Origin of the sequence: Embleya scabrispora DSM 41855, assembly GCF_000372745.1 — a bacterium.
GTDB classification, from domain to species: Bacteria; Actinomycetota; Actinomycetes; order Streptomycetales; family Streptomycetaceae; genus Embleya; species Embleya scabrispora.
Genome location: NZ_KB889667.1, coordinates 55,563 through 71,380, shown reverse-complemented (window position 1 = coordinate 71,380; position 15,818 = coordinate 55,563). Strand labels below are relative to the sequence as shown.

General features: G+C 71.3%; 13 protein-coding genes. 5 read left to right on the top strand and 8 right to left on the bottom strand.

Annotation, left to right across the window (positions count from 1 at the left end; all coding sequences use genetic code 11):
- Positions 1-13: 13 nt before the first annotated feature.
- Entirely contained in the window at positions 14-1,483 is a 1,470-nt protein-coding gene (locus A3IC_RS0121230) for an NtaA/DmoA family FMN-dependent monooxygenase (RefSeq protein ID WP_079026580.1), read from the top strand.
- Between the two features lie 195 nt (positions 1,484-1,678).
- Here the strand turns inward: A3IC_RS0121230 and A3IC_RS55650 are convergent, their stop codons facing one another.
- The 7 genes from A3IC_RS55650 to A3IC_RS0121195 all read right to left on the bottom strand — a co-directional run bounded on the left by A3IC_RS55650 (position 1,679) and on the right by A3IC_RS0121195 (position 10,796).
- Positions 1,679-2,623 carry a glutathione S-transferase C-terminal domain-containing protein gene (locus A3IC_RS55650; RefSeq protein ID WP_020552068.1) on the bottom strand — a complete coding sequence of 315 codons (945 nt, stop codon included), beginning with the start codon at positions 2,621-2,623 and terminating at the stop codon, positions 1,679-1,681.
- A 322-nt stretch (positions 2,624-2,945) separates the two neighbouring features.
- Positions 2,946-4,001: an LLM class flavin-dependent oxidoreductase gene (locus A3IC_RS0121220; RefSeq protein WP_020552067.1), complete on the bottom strand. Its 1,056-nt coding sequence runs from the start codon at positions 3,999-4,001 to the stop codon at positions 2,946-2,948.
- On the bottom strand, positions 3,998-5,812 hold the full coding sequence (locus A3IC_RS0121215) for a dipeptide ABC transporter ATP-binding protein (protein WP_079026579.1): 1,815 nt from the start codon (positions 5,810-5,812) through the stop codon (positions 3,998-4,000). The genes A3IC_RS0121220 and A3IC_RS0121215 overlap by 4 nt, the downstream gene beginning before the upstream one ends.
- Entirely contained in the window at positions 5,809-6,669 is an 861-nt protein-coding gene (locus A3IC_RS0121210; protein ID WP_052173676.1) for an ABC transporter permease, read from the bottom strand. The genes A3IC_RS0121215 and A3IC_RS0121210 overlap by 4 nt, the downstream gene beginning before the upstream one ends.
- A 2-nt stretch (positions 6,670-6,671) precedes the next feature.
- Positions 6,672-7,604 carry an ABC transporter permease gene (locus A3IC_RS0121205; protein ID WP_026218541.1) on the bottom strand — a complete coding sequence of 311 codons (933 nt, stop codon included), beginning with the start codon at positions 7,602-7,604 and terminating at the stop codon, positions 6,672-6,674.
- Positions 7,604-9,250: an ABC transporter substrate-binding protein gene (locus A3IC_RS0121200; RefSeq protein ID WP_079026578.1), complete on the bottom strand. Its 1,647-nt coding sequence runs from the start codon at positions 9,248-9,250 to the stop codon at positions 7,604-7,606. Before A3IC_RS0121200 ends, A3IC_RS0121205 begins: the two co-directional genes overlap by 1 nt.
- A 565-nt stretch (positions 9,251-9,815) precedes the next feature.
- Positions 9,816-10,796, bottom strand: a complete 981-nt coding sequence (locus tag A3IC_RS0121195; protein WP_020552061.1) for an NAD(P)/FAD-dependent oxidoreductase — start codon at positions 10,794-10,796, stop codon at positions 9,816-9,818.
- A gap of 200 nt (positions 10,797-10,996) precedes the next feature.
- Between A3IC_RS0121195 and A3IC_RS0121190 the strand changes: the two genes are divergently transcribed.
- The 4 genes from A3IC_RS0121190 (at position 10,997) to A3IC_RS0121175 (ending at position 14,858) form a co-directional block, all read left to right on the top strand.
- The gene (locus tag A3IC_RS0121190; RefSeq protein WP_020552060.1) at positions 10,997-11,326 is read left to right on the top strand and encodes a hypothetical protein; all 330 of its coding nucleotides are present in this window, start codon (positions 10,997-10,999) and stop codon (positions 11,324-11,326) included.
- Positions 11,327-11,372: 46 nt separating this feature from the next.
- Positions 11,373-11,993: a hypothetical protein gene (locus A3IC_RS55645; protein WP_020552059.1), complete on the top strand. Its 621-nt coding sequence runs from the start codon at positions 11,373-11,375 to the stop codon at positions 11,991-11,993.
- A gap of 256 nt (positions 11,994-12,249) precedes the next feature.
- A complete protein-coding gene (locus A3IC_RS0121180) occupies positions 12,250-14,094 on the top strand; it encodes a glycoside hydrolase family 18 chitinase (RefSeq protein ID WP_052173674.1) in 1,845 nt (614 codons plus the stop codon).
- Positions 14,095-14,318: 224 nt separating this feature from the next.
- On the top strand, positions 14,319-14,858 hold the full coding sequence (locus A3IC_RS0121175) for a group III truncated hemoglobin (RefSeq protein WP_020552057.1): 540 nt from the start codon (positions 14,319-14,321) through the stop codon (positions 14,856-14,858).
- Positions 14,859-14,923: 65 nt separating this feature from the next.
- Here A3IC_RS0121175 and A3IC_RS0121170 read toward each other — a convergent pair whose 3' ends face one another.
- Positions 14,924-15,775: a PAC2 family protein gene (locus A3IC_RS0121170; protein ID WP_020552056.1), complete on the bottom strand. Its 852-nt coding sequence runs from the start codon at positions 15,773-15,775 to the stop codon at positions 14,924-14,926.
- Between the last annotated feature and the right edge of the window lie 43 nt (positions 15,776-15,818).

Below are 15,818 nucleotides of genomic sequence, written 5' to 3'. Positions count from 1 at the left end.
GGAGAGGTCACCGATGCCCCAGCCCAACAGCCCCCGGCCCAACAACTCCCAGCCCAACAGCCCCCAGCCCAACAGCCCCCACACCAAAAGCCCTTACCGCCCCCGTAGCCCCGGACACCCCACCCGCCGCATCCACCTCGCCGCGCACTTTCCCGGCGTCAACAGCACCACTGTGTGGAGCGATCCGCGCTCGGGCAGCCAGATCGACTTCGACTCGTTCGAGCACCTCGCACGCACCGCCGAGCGCGGCAGATTCGACTTCTTCTTCCTCGCCGAGGGGCAGCGACTGCGCGAACACCACGGCCGCATCTTCGAGTTGGACGTGGCCGGCCGCCCGGACGCACTCACCGTGCTGGCCGCACTGGCCGCGATCACCGACCGGATCGGCCTGGCCGCCACCGCCACCGCCACCTACAACGAGCCGTACGAACTCGCCCGCAAGATCGCCTCGCTCGACCACCTCAGCGCCGGCCGCGCCGCCTGGAACGTGGTCACCTCGCCGGACGCCTGGACCGGGGAGAACTTCCGTCGCGGTGGCTTCCTGCCGCGCGAGGAACGCTACGAGCGGGCCATCGAGTTCGTCGAGGCGGCCCGCACGCTGTGGGACAGCTGGGCCCCGGACGCACACGTCGCCGACGCCGAGGGTGGCGTGTTCGCTGCTCCCGGCGCCGGCCGATTCGACTACCACGGACGGCACTTCGCCATCGACGGCCGCTTCACCGTGCCGCGCGGCCCGCAGGGCCGGCCGGTGCTGATCCAGGCCGGCGACTCCACGGACGGCCGCGAGTTCGGCGCCGCGCACGCGGACGTGATCTTCTCCCGGCACGGCGAATACGAGGCGGGTCGGGCGTTCTACGCGGACATGAAGGGTCGAGCGGCCCGACACGGGCGCAGCCCGGACGAGCTGAAGATCCTGCCCGCGGTCACCGCGGTGATCGGCGCGACCGCCGAACAGGCCCAGGAGAAAGCCGCCTGGATCCGTCGGCAACAAGTCAGCCCGCAAAACGCGATCCAGTTCCTCGAACAGGTGTGGGGCCGGGACCTGTCCGACCTGGACCCGGACGGCCCGCTCCCGGACTTCGACCCGATCACCGACGGCACCTCGATCGCCCGGGGCCGGGTCCGCACCGGCGGCGACCCGTTGGAGCTGGCCCGCAGCTGGCGTGAACTCGCGGCGGCCAAGGGCGGGTTGAGCCTGCGCGAGGTGGTGATCGAGGTGGCCGCCCGACAGACGTTCATCGGCACGGCGGAACACGTCGCGGACCGGATGGAGGTGCACGTACGCGACGGCGCGAGCGACGGCTTCATCCTGGTCCCGCACCTGACCCCGACCGGTTTGGACGAATTCGTCGACCAAGTGGTGCCGATCCTCCAGGAACGCGGCGTCTTCCGCAGCGAATACGAGGGCACCACCCTGCGCGAACACCTGCACCTGCCGGCGCCGCGCCCGGCCGGCACGCACCGCACCGACGTGGCGGTGTGAGCCGTTCAGCCCCGCGCCACACCGGCGTCGTGAGCGCCGATGGTTCCGGTCACCGCGGCGGCGTGAGGGCAGCACATCCGAGCCGCACCGGCGGTGTGGGCGCCGCAGGCCAAAGCCGCACCGGCCGGCGGTGTGAGTGCCGAAAGCCGAGCGTTTCCTCACGCTCCCCGGCCCCACACCGCCGCGCCGGCCGGATCAACTCCAGTCGCTCAGCGCGATCGAGACACCCGAGGCCGCCGGACCACGACAGTGGCTCCGGTGGTTGCGGGCGATGTGGTCCAGCCGCAGGTTGTCGCGGAACGCCGGAATCAGGTGCAACCGCCGTGCATACGCCCACAGATGCGGATGTGCCGCCAGCCGGTGCACGTCCTGGGCGTCGAGGTGCCGTTTGTGCACCGCGTCCAGGTGCACGAGCGTGGTCCACAACTGCACGTCCGCCGCGGTGAGCGTGTCACCCAGCAGGAACGGCCGGGCCGCGAGTCGCCGTTCGGCCACCGCCAGGGTCGCCAATACGGTGCTCATCGCCTCGACCCGCCGCGGGCCCGCCGAGGCCCGCCCGGCCCGCTGTGCGGCGTCGGTGACGTCCTCCTCGAACAGGGTGTCCAAAGCGCACAGTTCCTCGCGCCGCTCCGCGGGATACAGCGCCCGGCCGCCGCCGAAACCGGTGGCCAGGTCGCGCAGGATGTGCGGCGCGTGGTTGCTGACGATGCGTCCGCTCCACCGGTCCCACAACACCGGCACGGTCACCGGGCCGTCGTAGTGGTACTCGGTCGCCTCGTACGCCTCGCGCAGGAACGCGAACCCGCCGTTGGGGTCCAGGCCGTGCCCGTCCCCGTCCCGAAACGCCCAGCCGCGCCCGTCCCGGACCGGATCCACCAGCGAGGTCCCCACCACCTCGCCCAGGCCCGCGAGGTCACGCGTGATGGCCACCCGCAGCGAACGCGGGCAGGCCAGGCACAGGTAGAGGTGGTAGCGGTTGGCCTCGGCCCGGAAGCCGGCGCCGATCCGGCTACGGAAGCGCTGCATCGGCGGGCGAATGGTCTCCAGGCCCGGCAGCGGCGATCCGGAGTGGCGGACGCGGTAGCGCCCGTGGGTGCGGAAGTCGATCGGTCCGGCGGCCTTCGGGGGTGTCGTGGACATACGGGTCTCCCTCGCGCAGGTCATGAGTGTGGCAACGGTCGAGGTGGCACGGCACGGCGCGGTCCGACCCGGATGCGGGCGGACCGGTGGCGTGAACTCAGACCGAGCGACAACTCGCGCTGCACACGCGAAGGAAGTCGATGTGTCGGCGAACCAGGAGGTGGACGGCAATCAGGACCCGCGCCCTCGGCAGTCCCGGGCGGGGGCCCGCGTGACACACGCAGCCGTCCATGGCTCGGATTATTCGCGCTCCGGACACGTCCCCGCAAGAGGATCGCGCCGATCTCCACACCCCGACGCCGCCCCCGACCCGCCCGCGGGTTCAGGCCGCCTGCTCCCAGACCCGCGAGGGCAGCGCGGCACGCAGCGCGGGCGCCACCTCGCCCGCGAACAGCTCCAGGACCGCCCGCCGTTCCGCACCGTCGAGCCCCTCCGTCCCGATCGCCTGCACCTGATGCCCGTAGGCCGCGTGGTAGCGCCCGATCTTGTCCACGATCTGCGCCGGACTGCCCACCAGCGCCGGACCGTTGGCGATGTTGTCCTCCAACGACGTGAACGGCGACCGATTGTGCCGCGCCGCCACCGACCCGGCGAACGCGTCGTAGTACGGCCGATATCGCGCCAGCGCCTCCTGCGACGTGGGCGCCACGTAGCAGCCACCCGCGCCCGATCCGACCACCGCGTCCGCCGGATCGCGCCCGTACGCCGCCCACCGCTCGCGATAGTGCTCGATCAGGTCGGCGTACTTGGCCATCGGATGGAAGCCGTTCGCGGTGAACAGCGGATCGCCCCACTTCGCGGCCAATTCGGTGGACGCCCGGCTGGTCGCGCTGCCGTGCCAGATCACCGGGGCCCGCCCACCCGGGCGCGGGAACGGCCGCGGATAGGTGGTTACTTCGTGCAGCGGACTGCGAAAGCGCCCGGACCAGGTGACCTTCTCCTCACTCCACAACCGGCGCAGCAGCTCGAACTTCTCCTCCTGCAGCTCCCACTGGTCGTCCTCGGCGAGCCCGAACAGCGGGAAGTGCCGCGGGTCGTTGCCCTTGCCGACCATCAGGTCCAGCCGGCCCCGGGACAACTGGTCCAGCGTCGCGTAGTCCTCGGCGACCCGGACCGGATCCAGCACACTGATCACGGTCAACGTGGTCAACAACCGAATGCGCGAGGTGCGCTGCGCGACCGCCGCCAGGATCACCGGCGGCGCCGAGGACAGGAACGGCTCGCCGTGCCGCTCGCCCACCCCGAACGCATCGAAGCCCAACTCCTCGGCCAACGCCGCCGTCTCGACCAGCTCCGCCAACTGCTCGTGCGCCGGAGCGCGCTGCCCGGTGATCGCATGCGGGGCGTTGGCACCCAGGGTGAACACCGCGAACCTCATGACACCGCTCCCAACGGTTGCGGGCGCCGGCGCCCGGGGATGGCCGCGATCAACTCGCGCGTGTACGGGTGCGTCGGCGCCGAGAGCACCTGCTCGCAACCGCCCTTCTCGACCAGCCGACCGGCCTGCAACACACCCACCCGGTCGGCGATCTGGCGCACCACCGCGAGGTCGTGCGAAATGAACAGGTAACTGATCCCCAACTCGTCCTGGAGCCCTCCCAGCAACTCCAGGATCTGCGCCTGGACCGAGACGTCCAGCGCGGACACCGGCTCGTCACACACCACCAGATCCGGCTCCAGCGCCAACGCCCGGGCGATCGCCACCCGTTGTCGCTGCCCACCGGACAACTCGGCCGGTCTGCGTCGCAGCACACCCTCGGGCAGCGCCACCTGATCGATCAACGCCGCCGCCCGGGCACGCTGCTGCGCCCGGCTGCCGACCCGGTACGCGCGCAGCGGCTCCTCGACGATCTCGGACACCGTGAAACGCGGATCCAGCGAGGCGTACGGGTTCTGGTAGACCAACTGCATGCGTCGGCGCAGCGCGCGCAACTCGGCGCGCCCGGGCCGGGTCGTGTCCCGTCCCTCGATCAGGATCCGGCCCGCGCTGGGCGCCTCCAGACCCAGGATCATCCGCACCGTGGTCGACTTCCCCGAACCCGACTCGCCGACCAGCGCGAACGTCTCACCTCGGCGCACCGTGAACGAGACGTCGTCCACCGCGCGCAGCGTGCGGGCGCCCTCCTTGGTCCTGGGCAACGCGAACTCCTTGACCAACCCCGACACGGTCAGCAACGGCTCGGCTCGCGGGACGGGTTCGCGCACCGGACGCGCCCGCGCCCGACGGGTGGTCAGGCTCGGCGCGGCGCCGATCAGCTGCCGCGTGTACGGGTGTTCGGGATCGGTCAGGATCCGCGCCGCCGGCCCCTGCTCGACCACCGCGCCCCGGGACATCACCACCACCCGCTGAGCGCGGTCGGCGGCCACCCCCAGGTCATGGGTGATCAGCAACATCGCGGTGCCGTGCGCGTGGGTGAGCTCGTCGATGTGATCCAGGATCCGCCGCTGCACGGTGACATCGAGCGCGCTGGTGGGCTCGTCGGCGATGACCAGCCGAGGCCGGCAGGCCAACGCGATCGCGATCAACACCCGCTGACGCATGCCGCCGGACAACTCGTGCGGAAACTGCCGTGCCCTGGTGGCAGGTTCGGACAGGCCCGCCTCGCCGAGCGCGGCCACCGCCCGCTCGGCCGCCTGCTTGCCGCCGGCCAGGCCGTGCACGATCAGCGCCTCGGCCACCTGATCGCCGATCCGACGCACCGGGTTCAGCGAGACCATCGGATCCTGCGGGATGAATCCGATCGACCGCCCGCGTACCTCGCGCAGTTCACGCTCGCGCAACGTCAGCAGATCACGGCCCTCGAACAACACCCGACCCGCACCGACTCGGCCGCCGGTCGGCAACAGCCCCACGATCGCGTGCGCGGTGGTGCTCTTGCCCGAGCCCGACTCGCCCACCACGGCCACCACTTCGCCCGCCCCCACGGTCAGGTCCGCGGCGGTCACCGCGTCCACCGGGCCGTTCGAGGTCCGGTACGACACGCGCAGCCCCCGGATGTCCAGCAGCGGGGCCTGCGCGGCATCCACCACCGACAGCCCGCCCGCGGCCCGATCGGTACCCAGCACCCGATCCGCACCCACCCGGCCCGCGGCCGGCACCCGATCCGAACCCGCCGACCCGGCCCCGCCGGCGCCCCCGACCCCGCCTCGTGGGGAGCCCTCGGTGACTCCCTGCCACGTCTCGCTCATCGATCCTGCCTCCGCTCTCCGTCCAAGGCCCGCGAAATGCGGTTCGCGGACAGCACCGTCGCCGCGATCACCAGGCCGGGAAATGTGGTCAACCACCACGCGGTGGCCACGAAGTTGCGCCCGTCGGCGACCAGCACACCCCACTCCGGCGTCGGCGGCGGCGCGCCGAAACCCAGGAAACTCAGCGCCGACACGGACAGGATCGCGATGCCGAACTCCAACGCGGCCATCACCAGCACCGGCCCGGACGCGTTCGGCAACACATGCCGGGCCAAGATCCCGCCCGACCGCACCCCGCTCGCCCGCGCCGCCTCCACGTACACCGACGAGCGCACCCGCAACACCTCGGCCCGCATCACCCGCGCGAAGCCCGCGACACTGGCCACCCCCACCGCGATCGCCACCTTGGTGGTACCGAAGCCCAGCGCGCTGACCAACGCCAGCGACAACAACAGCCGCGGAATCGCCTGCAACACGTCGACCACCCGCATCACCACGTCGTCCAGCCACCCACCGAAGAACCCGGACACCAGCCCGAGCAACCCGCCCACCACGAGCGCCACCGCCACCGCCACGAACGTCGCCCGCAACGACAGCGAACTGGCGTGCACCACCCGGGTGAACAGATCGCGCCCGAGCTGATCCGTCCCGAACAGGTGCTCCGCGCTCGGCCCCCGCAACTTCTCCCGCGGCGTGCCCACCAGCGGATCGTCGTCGGTGAACAGCCCCGGGAACAGCGCCGCGAGCAACACGAGCGCGAACATCACCAGCGACAACAACAACCCGGGACGGCGCAGCACGAAGCGCGCATGCCCACGAGCGGCGGGCAAGACCTCCGTCGCGAAACCGGTCGCCATCGTCACACCGCCCTTCCCACCCGCGGATCCAGCACCGGGTACAGCAGGTCCACCACCAACGCGACCAGTACGAACACCAGCGCCGCGAGCAGCACCACGCCCTGCACCATCGCCACGTCCTGGTTGTCCACCGCGGCAGCCGTCAGCCGGCCGATCCCGGCCCGGGAGAACACCGTCTCCACCACCACCGACTCCACCAGCACGTTCCCCGACACCACCGCCGCCAGCGTGAGCGCCGGCAGCGAGGCGTTGCGCAGCGCATGCCGCAGATGGATCCGCACTCGGCCCGCGCCCTTGGCTCGCGCGGTCTCCACGTACGGCTCGGCCAGCGCGGTGGTCATGCTCTTCGCCAGCACCTGCGCGACCATCGCGCCCGCCGGCAGTGCCAGCGTCAACGCCGGCAACACCACGCTCTCCCAGCCCTCGTTGCCCATCGCCGGCAGCAGCCCCCACTGGAAGGACACCACCTGCACCAGCAACAACCCCACCCAAAAGCCCGGCATCGAGATCCCGATGGCCGGCAGCGACAACAACACCTGGCGCAGCGCCCGCAGCCGGGTGAACGTCGCAGCCAACGCCACCCCACCGCCGCCGAGCACCGCCAACACCATCGCCACACCGGTCAACTGCAGCGTCTGCGGCAGCGCGTCGACGATCGTGCCCGCCACCGGTGCCCCCGTCTGCGCCGACGTGCCCAGATCGCCGGTGAGCGCGTCGCCCAGCGCGTGGGCGTACTGCACGTGGATCGGGTCGTCGAGACCGTTGGCGCCGCGCACCGCGTCGATCTGCTCCCGGGTGGCGGTGCCCTCCAAGCCGCCCAACTTGATCGACAACGAATCGCCCGGCAGCAGGAACAACACGATGAACGACACCGTGAACGCCGCCCACAGCACCACCACCGCCTGCAACAACCGGCGCACCAGATAGCGCCGCATCAGCTGCTCACCCACGCGTCGTGGAACTGCAGGCGCGAGGACGCCTCGAAACTCAACCCGTGCACCCTGGGGCCCAGCCCGTGCACCTGGGACAACTCGAACAGCGGGATCACATACGCCCGGTCGGCGACGATCCGCTGCGCCTGGGCGACCTTGGCGTTGCGCTGCACCGGATCCAGGCTCTGCGCCTGGTCGTCCAGCACGGTGTCCAGATCGCCCGAGGCGATCTTGAGCCGGTTGACCGTCCTGGTGCTGAACAGGGTGCGCAGGATGTCCGGGTCCGAGCGGGTGACGTTGTAGTAGGCGAAGTCGTAGTCGCCCGAGTTCTGCACCTGGTTCTGCTCACCGGCGGCGAGCTTGCGCAACCGCAGATCCACGCCGACCTTGCGCAGTTCCTGCTGGACCAGTTCCAGGACGGACTGGCTGGCGTTGAACAGCGGCGCGAAGATCACGTCCACGCTGAGCCGGCGTCCGTCCTTGACCCGCACGCCGTCCGAACCGACCTTCCAGCCCGCCTCCTCCAACAGCCGCTTGGCGCCCTCCGGGTCGTAGCCCAGCTGCGCGGACAGGTCCACCCAGCCGGGGGTGACCGAGGCCAGCGGCGAAGTGGCGGCCTTGTACTTGGAGGTGAGCACGGTCTGCGCCAACTCGGGCCGATTCACCGCCTTTTGAATCGCCCGCCGGACCGCTTCCTCGGCCAGGATGGGCCGGGACACATTGGCCTGGAGGTTGAACACGACGCCCGGGTTGGGCCGGGTCAGCACGGTGTACCCGGAGGCGAACCGCCCCTCGTCCTGCGGCTGCACGTCGCTGATCGCGTCCACCTGGGCGGACTCCAAACTGCCGGCGCGCACGCCGGACTCGGGCACGACCTTGAACACCAGCCTGTCCAGGTACGCCTCGCCCGGGTGGGCGAACAGCGAGGAGCCCCACGCGTAACCGGTTCGCCTGGCCAACTCCACGCTCTGGTTCGGCTTGTAGGAGCGCAGCGTGAACGGTCCGGAGCCGACCAGATCGCCCTGGCAACGCTGCTCGGCGGTCTTGGCCACTGTGGCGGGGGAGAGCAGCCCCAGCGACATGGTCGAGGTGGCCTGCAGGAACTGGGCGCTGGGCGCGGCGAATTCCACCCGCACCGTGGTCGCGTCCAGCACGGTGGTGCCCTTGTACCCGGTCAGGTAGCTGCCCGCGATGGTGGCCTTGGCGCCCAGCGCGACCACCCCGTCGAGATTGGCCTTGACCGCCGCGCCGTCCAGCGGCGCGCCGTCCGCGAAGGTGACGCCCGGACGCAGGTGGAAGGTGAAGTGGGTGGCCTGTGGGTCCACTTCCCACGAGGTGGCCAGCCACGGCTTGATCTCGCCGGTCCCGGCGTCCTGGTCGGTCAGCGAGTCGACGATCTGGCGGCCCACGTTCAGGCTCGCGTTCGCGCCGAACTGCTGCGGGTCCAGGCACGTGGGGTCGGCGGCCAGCGCGAAGGTGAGCGTGCCGCCGGACTGCGGCGGACCGCCCTCGGCGGAGTTCGCGGCCTTGTCGCCCGCGCCGTCGCAGGCGCCGGCCAGCAGCGCGAGGGCGGCCACGGCGGCGCCGGTGCCGGCGGTGCGGCGCAGTCTTCGAGGAGGGGCGGAGGCGGCGGATACCGAAAAGCGCATGGGAATCTCCGGGCATGGCGAATTCACGCGGCGGTGCGCGTGATTTCGGGCAGGGGCAACCGTCGATTCGCGCGAATGCGCGGCGTCGAAAGTGGCGCGGGCACAAAAGGCGCGTCAGGAATCGCGCCGGCGCGGGACGCGGCGAATCGAGGGGAAGGTCGTGGAACGGCGGGCGGACGGCCGACCGGTGATCACGGGGATCGCCGGCGAGCGTCCGGCGGCGGAGCAGCCCGGTCCGCGGGGATCAGCGGGTGCGACAGGCCGAACTGTGCACGCGGCCGAAATCGACATGCCGGCGGGTACACAGGGGAGTTCGCGGACGGCGCACGGCCGCGCCACAGGGCGCGACGGCCTCGACGCGCCGGGAGGAGACTCCGGGCGTGGAGGCGGTGACCGGCACCACGAGCGTCATGACGTCCTTCGACAACAATGGATCGATATCTGCGACTGCGTGAGCCTATCGAGTCATCCGCCGAGCCAACAAGTGCCTATTCCGCTTTTCGGCCGGGGTCGGCCGGAAATCGTCCTCCGAAACGCCGCCCGGCAATACCCCGCCCGACACCCCCTACGGCACGTCCGAGGAATGCCCCGGGAAGACGTGCGCCGACGGGTCGACCACGGTCATCGCGTTGTTGACCGCCGTGGCCGCCTCGCCGAACCCGGTGGCGATCAGTTTGACCTTGCCGTCGTAGTCGACGATGTCGCCGGCCGCGAACACCCGTGTCAGGTTGGTGCGCATCGCCTGGTTCACCACGATGTGCCGCTTGCGCTGCTCCAGGCCCCAGTGCGTCATCGGCCCCAGGTCGGCGATGAAGCCCAACGCGGCCACCACCGCCTGCACCGGCAGGGTGCGCACCGCGCCGTCGGCCTTGGCGACCACGTCCGCGGCCCGCACCTGTCCATCTCCGTGCAGCGCGGTGACCTCGGCGGAGGTGATCACCTCGGTGGTCGAGGCCAACACCCGGCGCACGGTGTGCTCGTGGGCGCGGAACTTGTCCCGGCGGTGCACCAGCGTGATCGACTTGGCGACCGGTTCCAGGCTGGTGGCCCAGTCGAACGCGGAGTCGCCGCCGCCCACGATCAGCACGTCCAGCCCGGCCAGATCGGCCAGGCGCGGCACGAAGTAGCGCACCCCGTCGCCGGTGAACGCGTCGGCGGCGGGCAGCGGGCGCGGGCTGAACGTACCGATCCCGCCGCTGATCAGGACCACCTTGGCGCGTACCACCAGGCCGCTCGCGCAGGTGATCGTGACGCCGTCGTCGTCCTGCGCCAACTTCTCGGCGCGGTGGCCGAGCAGGTAGCTCGGCTCGAACGGCGCGGCCTGCTCGACCAGCGCGTCCACCAGGTCCTGACCCTTGATCGCGGGGAAACCCGCGACGTCGTAGATCATCTTCTCCGGGTACATCGCGGAGATCTGCCCACCGGGTTCGGGCAGCGAGTCCAGCAGTGCCGTGCGCAGGCCCCGGAAGCCCGCGTAGTAGGCGGCGTACAGGCCCGTCGGGCCCGCACCGATGACGAGCAGGTCGGTGTCGACGGTGGAGGACACGCGCGCTCCTTCCCGAGCGGGGTTGCCCGGACCCTAGCCCAACGGCACACAAGCTTCTTCAAGTTCGTGCCCCGCGTCACACGAACGGAAGCACCGACCGGGCGCGAGCTCGCCCAACCACGGGCAAATGTCCGTACGGTGGCGTATGGAAGCGATGGAACTTGTTCTCATCCGGCCCGCCGATCGTTAGGGTCCAATTCATGGAGAACTCCTGTGCGCCGCCTCCCTCGGCCGACGCCCCGGCACTGATCGCGGACGCCAGGGGTTTAGACCACGCCCGGACCGGGCCCCCCGGGGCATCGGCGCGCCCCGGCGACGCCCGGAGCACCCTCGCGCCGACGCGACACCGCGCCGCCCGAAGCGCCCGTCGGTCGAGGGGTCGGCTCACCCTCGACGGCGGCGCCGAACAGGTGTGCGGCAAACTGGCGACGCTCGCGGATTCGGGCGGCGCCGAAGTCGCCTCCTGGCCCCTCGGTCCCGACCCGGTACGCGAGCCCACCGCGTTCGTCGCGGCCGCCGCACCGTCCTGATCCGCTCCGACCCCGTTCGAATCCCGCACGACCGCGAGGACGCACCATGACCCTGTTCCCCGGCAGGGACACCGACGTCACCACCGCCGTCGCCGCTCTGCTGGCGAAGTGCAGACTGTCGATACCCCGCACCTGGATACTCACGGCGCTCGACTACGCCTGGCACGACGAACGCCCCGTCGTGGTCGTGCGCCACCAACCCGCCACCCACCCACATCCGGGCGGGCCGCACGCCAGCGTGGTGGTGGACCGCGCCGACGGCACGCTGCTGGGCTGGACCCGGCTCGACGGCCCGCGCCCGGGCCCGCTGCCCGGCACCGAGGAGGCGCACGCCGCCGCCGAGGCGTTCTGGCACCACGTGGACCCGCTGCACGCCGAGGGACTGACCGTGCAGTGGGTCGCGCAGCACGACGAGACCATCGGCACCGCGGCCGGCCGAGCCGCCTCGGTGAGCGGTATGCGGGTCAACGCGCGTCACATCAACGGGCTCTACACGTGGGCGGTGCTCGCCGGGGACCTGTCCGTGCTGACCTACGAGCGCGACGTGCAATGGGACGAACGGGCCGCCCGCCGGCGCACCCAGATGTGGCTGCACGACCGCTGGCGCGCGGCCGTGGACGGCACCGCGCCCGCACCCGGCGCGCCGTACGCCCCCGCCCGACGCTGAAGCCGCATCCGCCGAACGCGCGGAAAATTTCGGCAAGTTCGGCAAAGCCCCAGACCACGCGGGCCCTTCGGGGCCCGCGTGTGGCATTTCCGGCGTCGGGCAGGGTGGTTGGTCCAGACCATTTTGGTACAGACCATTGACCCATGGTCCAGACCTTTCCTACTCTCACTGGACCTGCGGTGGGGTGGCGGTCGAATCGTTTCCCCACCGGGAGGTGCCACGTCCCCGTATGTCTGGCCCCACTCGAGGAGCACCCTTGAGCACAGGAACCAAACGACGCACCACCCCGTCCCGGCGCACCCTTGTCGCCATGATGAGTGCCCTGCTGCTCCCCCTGGCAGCGATGGTCGGCCTCGCGTCCCCCGCACAGGCCGCCGGTACCACCGCCACGTTCGTCAAGACCTCCGACTGGGGCTCCGGCTTCGGCGGCAGCTGGACCATCAAGAACACCGGCACCGCGGCGATCACCTCGTGGACCCTGGAATGGGACTTCCCCGCCGGCACCGCCGTCGGCTCGTCCTGGGACGCCACCGTCACCCGCACGGGCGACCACTACTCGGCCAAGAACGTCGGCTGGAACGGCACGGTCGGGCCCGGCGCGTCGGTGACCTTCGGCTTCAACGGCACCGGCCCCGGCAACCCCACCGGATGCAAGATCAACGGCGGCTCCTGCGACGGGGGCCCCACGAACCCCGGCGACAACCCGCCCTCCGCGCCCGGTGCGCCCGTGGCGAGCAACGTCACCGACAACGGCGTCAAGCTGACCTGGGCCGCGGCGACCGACGACCACGGCATCAAGAACTACGACGTGCTGCGCGGCGGCAGCAAGATCGCCACCGTCACCACGCCCACCTACACCGACAGCGGCCTGGCCGCGGGCACCGACTACTCCTACAGCGTGGTCGCCCGGGACACCGTCGACCAGACCGGCCCGGCCAGTGCCGCGGTCACCGTGCACACCACCGGCGGCGGGGGCAACCCCGGCGGCAGCACCGTCAAGCTCGGCTACTTCACCAACTGGGGCATCTACGGCCGCAATTACAACGTGAAGAACATCGTCACGTCCGGCTCGGCCGCCAAGATCACCCACATCAACTACGCCTTCGGCAACGTCCAGGGCGGCAAGTGCACCATCGGCGACTCCTACGCGGACTACGACAAGGCGTTCACGGCCGACCAGAGCGTCAGCGGCGTGGCCGACAACTGGGAGCAGCCGCTGCGCGGAAACTTCAACCAGCTGCGCCAGCTCAAGGCCAAGTACCCCAACATCAAGATCCTGTGGTCGTTCGGCGGCTGGACCTGGTCCGGCGGCTTCGGCCAGGCCGCGGCCAACCCCGCCGCGTTCGCCGAGTCCTGCTACAACCTGGTCGAGGACCCGCGCTGGGCCGACGTGTTCGACGGCATCGACCTGGACTGGGAATACCCCAACGCGTGCGGCCTGACCTGTGACACCAGCGGCGCGGCCTCGATCAAGACGCTGCTCGCCGCCACCCGCGCCAAGTTCGGCGCGAACAATCTGGTCACCGCGGCGATCACCGCCGACGCGTCCTCCGCGGGCAAGATCGACGCGGCGGACTACGGCGGCGCCTCGGCGTACGTCGACTGGTACAACGTGATGACGTACGACTTCTTCGGCGCCTGGGACGCCAAGGGGCCGACCGCCCCGCACTCGCCGCTGACCTCGTACACCGGCATCCCCAAGGACGGCTTCAACTCCGCCGACGCGATCGCCAAGCTCAAGACCAAGGGCGTCCCGGCGAGCAAGCTCCTGCTCGGCATCGGCTTCTACGGCCGCGGCTGGACCGGGGTGACCCAGGCCGAACCCGGCGGCACCGCCACCGGCGCGGCCCCGGGCACGTACGAGGCGGGCATCGAGGACTACAAGGTCCTCAAGAGCAGCTGCCCCAGCACCGGCACCATCGCGGGCACCGCGTACGCCAAGTGCGGCAGCAACTGGTGGAGCTACGACACCCCGGCCACCGTCACCTCCAAGATGAGCTGGGCCAAGGCGCAGAACCTGCGCGGCGCCTTCTTCTGGGAGTTCAGCGGTGACACCACCAACGGCGAACTCGCGTCCGCGATCCACAGCGGCCTGGGCTAGCCCCGAGGACGCGGCCACGAACGCGGCCGCCTTCACCGCTTCGTGACCGCAAGGTCGTGGCCGGGCCCACCGGGGTGCCCGGTCACGACACCACGAGCGGACCCGTCGTCCACCGGCGCGGACGGCGGCTCCGGCACAGACCGGGCGGGTGGGGTCCACGGACCCCACCCGCCCGGGCCGTTCGGCCCGGGTCGGCGCGCCGCCCGCGCCCTAAGGTGGTGGGTATGCACGGCGACCGGCGACGACCGATGGACCTCACCCCGCGGACGACCCCCGACCAGGACGGGCCGCCCCCGGACACCGCCGTGACCGCCGCCGGCCGCGCCGACATCGGCACTCGCGCGGACCTGGACGCCCTGCTCCGCCGCTTCTACGGCGCGGCCTTCGCGGACCCGGTGATCGGCGCCTACTTCACCGAGATCGCCGGCACCGACCTGGAGGCACACCTGCCCCGGATCACCGACTTCTGGGAGCGCGCCCTGCTGCGCACCGCCGAGTACCGCGGCGACGCGTTCGCCGTGCACCGCGTGCTGCACCACGCCGAACCGCTGACCGCCCGGCACTTCGGCCGCTGGGTCCAGCTCTGGTGGGCCTGCGTCGACGGCGGCTTCGCCGGACCGCTCGCGGAACGGGCCAAGGCCCAGGGCGAACGCATCGCCCTGGCCATGCTGCGCCGCCTCGCCGGCCCCGACGCGTCCGCCGAACCCGGCCCCGGCGGCTTCATCCCCCTGGCGGCACTGGAACTGCGCCGCCGCTCGGCCTGAGCACCCCGCGCCGCACTCACCCCCCCGCCCCGATCAGGCCGCGCCCCGATCAGCCCTCGGATCGATCAGCCCTCGGGCTGATCACCCTTGCGCTTGAGATAGCGCTCGAACTCGGCCGCGATCGCATCGCCGGACGCCTCGGGCAGATCCTCGGTGTCGCGCGCGGCCTCCAGCGAGCGCACGTACTCGGCGACCTCGGTGTCCTCGGCCGCGAGCTGATCCACCCCCACCTGCCACGCCCGCGCGTCCTCGGCCAGCTCGCCCATCGGCACGGTCACGTCCAGGAAGTCCTCCAGCTTGCGCAACAGCGCCAGCGTGGCCTTCGGCGAGGGCGGCTGCGCCACGTAGTGCGGCACCGACGCCCAGAACGTCAACGCCGGCATTCCCGCATGCGCGCAGGCTTCCTGGAAGACGCCCACGATGCCGGTGGGCCCCTCGTACCGGGACTGCTCCAGACCCACGTTCGCGGCCACCACCGGGTCCGACGTGGTGCCGTTGACCGGGACCGGCCGCGAGTGCGGCGCGTCGCCCAGCATCGCCCCCAGCACCACCACCGTCTCCACGCCCAACTCGTGCGCGAAGCCCAACAGTTCGTTGCAGAACGAGCGCCAGCGCAGATTCGGCTCGATGCCGTGCACCAGCACCAGGTCGCGGCGAGGCTCGGCCAGCCGGACCACCGACAGCCGAGTGGTGGGCCAGGTGATCCGCCGAACGTCCCCATCCAGCCATATCGTCGGACGATTCACCTGGAAGTCGTAGTAGTCCTCGGCATCCAGGGCCGCGAACACCTCGCCCTTCCAGACCCGGTCGAGGTGCTCGATCGCGGCGGAAGCGGCATCGCCCGCGTCGTTCCACCCCTCGAATGCGGCCACCATGACCGGGTCGATCAGCTCGGGCAGGTCGTCGAGCTCGATCACCCAGTGCCTCCTTCCGGCCGGGGCCGGGATCCGTGCGCCGCGG

What these genes read in the sequence shown, in the direction of transcription:
- A3IC_RS0121230 (WP_079026580.1), top strand. Translation starts at nt 14, where the DNA reads ATGCCCCAGCCCAACAGCCCCCGGCCCAACAACTCCCAGCCCAACAGC.
- A3IC_RS55650 (WP_020552068.1), bottom strand. Translation starts at nt 2,623, where the DNA reads ATGTCCACGACACCCCCGAAGGCCGCCGGACCGATCGACTTCCGCACC.
- A3IC_RS0121220 (WP_020552067.1), bottom strand. Translation starts at nt 4,001, where the DNA reads ATGAGGTTCGCGGTGTTCACCCTGGGTGCCAACGCCCCGCATGCGATC.
- A3IC_RS0121215 (WP_079026579.1), bottom strand. Translation starts at nt 5,812, where the DNA reads ATGAGCGAGACGTGGCAGGGAGTCACCGAGGGCTCCCCACGAGGCGGG.
- A3IC_RS0121210 (WP_052173676.1), bottom strand. Translation starts at nt 6,669, where the DNA reads ATGGCGACCGGTTTCGCGACGGAGGTCTTGCCCGCCGCTCGTGGGCAT.
- A3IC_RS0121205 (WP_026218541.1), bottom strand. Translation starts at nt 7,604, where the DNA reads ATGCGGCGCTATCTGGTGCGCCGGTTGTTGCAGGCGGTGGTGGTGCTG.
- A3IC_RS0121200 (WP_079026578.1), bottom strand. Translation starts at nt 9,250, where the DNA reads ATGCGCTTTTCGGTATCCGCCGCCTCCGCCCCTCCTCGAAGACTGCGC.
- A3IC_RS0121190 (WP_020552060.1), top strand. Translation starts at nt 10,997, where the DNA reads ATGGAGAACTCCTGTGCGCCGCCTCCCTCGGCCGACGCCCCGGCACTG.
- A3IC_RS55645 (WP_020552059.1), top strand. Translation starts at nt 11,373, where the DNA reads ATGACCCTGTTCCCCGGCAGGGACACCGACGTCACCACCGCCGTCGCC.
- A3IC_RS0121175 (WP_020552057.1), top strand. Translation starts at nt 14,319, where the DNA reads ATGCACGGCGACCGGCGACGACCGATGGACCTCACCCCGCGGACGACC.